Genomic DNA, 2,078 nt, shown 5'->3' on the forward strand with positions numbered 1-2,078 from the left:
CCAAGAGCTACAACAAAGGCAAACCCATCCGCATCGAGGAGTTCGAGGCCGAGCGCGCGTGGTGGGGCGAGGAAAAAGACGGCTTCAAGTCCCGTGTGGAAAACGAGCAGGCCTGGCGCGTCTCCATCGACCAGATCAAGGCCGGCAACTTCAACCTCGACCTCAAGAACCCGCACAACCCCGACACCGGCCCCGGCGACGTGGACCACCTCCTGCCCGAATACGAAAAGCTCCTTGCCCAGATCGCCGCCACCCGCGCCGCGCTGAAACAGGAACTCCACCACGCCCTCACCGCCACCGCCGGGACTGCCGAATGAAGCTGGAGACGTTTTTCGAGAAATTCGACCAGTTCGCCGACGCGCCCGACGCGGTGGCTAAGATGCGCGAGCTGGTGCTGCAACTCGCAGTGACGGGGAGGCTCGTGACTCAGGACAAACGAGACGAACCGGCTTCGGTGCTCTTGGAATCAACGGAAGCCGAGCGGGCAAAGCTCACCGCAGCAAAGAAGATCAAATCGCGGCCAACCTCGCCTGTTGAGTCGGATGAGCACCCGTTCGACCTGCCTTCAAGTTGGGCATGGGCGAGGCTGTCGGATGTCGGCTACGAACTCGGCCAGAAGGTGCCAGACAAGCGTTTCACCTACATTGACGTCGGCGGCATCGACTCGGACAAGGGACGCATCAGCGACCGCGTCGAGAAGCTGGAACCTGACGACGCACCGTCACGAGCGCGGAAACTCGTCGCTCGTGGCACGGTGATCTACTCCACAGTTCGGCCCTATTTGCTGAACATCGCAATCGTCGATCAGGATTTCGATCCCGAACCAATCGCCAGCACTGCCTTCGGCATCCTTCATCCCTTTGTGGGCATCAACAACCGCTACCTGTTTTACTGGCTGAGGAGCGCGCCGTTCACGGCCTACGTCCAGGCGGGCATGAAGGGCATGGCCTATCCCGCGATTAACGACGAGAAGTTCTACAGCGGTTTCATTGCGCTCCCACCCCTCGCCGAGCAGAAGCGGATTGTGGCGAAGGTGGATGAGTTGATGGCGTTGTGTGATCGGCTGGAGGCGCAGCAGCAGGAACGGGAGACGCGGCACGCCGCGCTCGCCCGCGCGTCGCTGGCCCGCTTCGCCGACGCGCCCACCCCGGCCAACCTCCACTTCCTCTTCCACCCGTCCTACGCCATCCCCCCCGCCGACCTCCGCAAATCCATCCTCACCCTCGCCGTCCAAGGCAAACTCGTCCCCCAAGACCCCAACGACGAACCGGCGCTGACCCTATTGGATCAAATCGCCTTCCACAAGGCAGCCTTGACAAAAGAGGGCAAGCTTCGTGGCTCAACTACGGTCAAGGCCATGGCCGACGACGAGGCCGAGTTCGAGATTCCCTCCAACTGGTGTTGGGTGCGCTTCGGCGAAATCATGGTCAACCGAGATGGCGAGCGGATTCCCGTGAGCAAGGAGGAGCGCGAAACCAAAGCGAAGACCTACGATTACTACGGCGCGTCAGGAGTCATCGACAAGATCGACGGCTACCTCTTCGACAAGCCACTCCTGCTCATCGGGGAAGACGGCGCGAACCTTATCAATCGCTCAACGCCCATCGCCTTCATTGCACGAGGAAAATACTGGGTGAACAACCACGCCCATGTTCTTGACGGCATCTCGGAGGATTTTCTCCGGTTCATCGAGTTGCACATCAACGCCATCAACCTTGAGAAATACGTCACCGGTTCTGCACAGCCGAAGATGAATCAGGCGAAGATGAACAGCATCCCCATCGCACTCCCACCCCTGGCCGAACAACGCCGGATCGTGGCGAAAGTGGAGCAACTGATGGCCTTGGTGGACGCGTTGGAGCAACAACTCGCCGCCTCCCGCGCCACCGCCGCCAACCTCCTCACCGCCCTCGTCGCCGAACTCACCACCGCCTGACCTCCCATGCCGCACGAATCCCGAATCGACTTTGAACTCGTCCGCACGATTGCCGGAGAATTTCCACATGGGTCTTGGCAACGGCTTGACTGCGCGAGCCTTCACATGCCGACGGAGCTCAATCCAGGAGCACGCGAATGGG

2 protein-coding genes are annotated in these 2,078 nt (G+C 60.8%); both read left to right on the forward strand.

The genetic code is table 11. From position 1 onward, the window contains the following. Positions 1–317: SAM-dependent DNA methyltransferase (locus FJ404_19775; GenBank protein MBM3825085.1), on the forward strand; the 317-nt coding region annotated here is incomplete at its 5' end. Then, positions 314–1,936: a restriction endonuclease subunit S gene (locus FJ404_19780; protein ID MBM3825086.1), complete on the forward strand. Its 1,623-nt coding sequence runs from the start codon at positions 314–316 to the stop codon at positions 1,934–1,936. The genes FJ404_19775 and FJ404_19780, both read left to right, overlap by 4 nt. The last annotated feature ends 142 nt before the right edge of the window (positions 1,937–2,078 follow it).

Source organism: Verrucomicrobiota bacterium, assembly GCA_016871495.1.
Lineage (GTDB): Bacteria > Verrucomicrobiota > Verrucomicrobiia > Limisphaerales > VHDF01 > VHDF01.

Coding starts and splice junctions, on each gene's coding strand:
- FJ404_19780 (MBM3825086.1), top strand. CDS start 314: ATGAAGCTGGAGACGTTTTTCGAGAAATTCGACCAGTTCGCCGACGCG.